Source organism: Paenibacillus sp. GbtcB18 (genome assembly GCF_019091125.1).
GTDB lineage: Bacteria > Bacillota > Bacilli > Paenibacillales > NBRC-103111 > Paenibacillus_F > Paenibacillus_F chitinolyticus.
In genome coordinates this window covers 1-271 of record NZ_JAGXJX010000366.1, presented here as the reverse complement: position 1 = coordinate 271, position 271 = coordinate 1, and the positions used below count along the sequence as shown (strand labels likewise).

Genomic DNA, 271 nt, shown 5'->3' with positions numbered 1-271 from the left:
AAAGTTGCACCACTTCTTCTGTTCATGCTGGCCACAACAATTGTTCTTCTCGGAATAGCAATACCTATTTGTTTTTCATATACCGGCTCAAAAGCCAATTTATATTGTTTTTTTATAATAGGTGCTTGGGGAGTCTCATCTGGAACAGACTTACGCTTTTGTTTGTTTTTAAATAGTTTATTGGCACTAGAGGAAGTTCCACTGTTGCCGCTTTGCTCTAATTTACTTGATACTTCCTCTTCTTCCTCATCAACAGGAACTTCGGACAACT

Annotated in this window: 1 pseudogene; it reads right to left on the bottom strand. The window is 38.0% G+C overall.

From position 1 onward, the window contains the following. Window positions 1-271 (bottom strand): annotated as a pseudogene (locus KVT34_RS30305) (hypothetical protein); the annotation flags it as partial.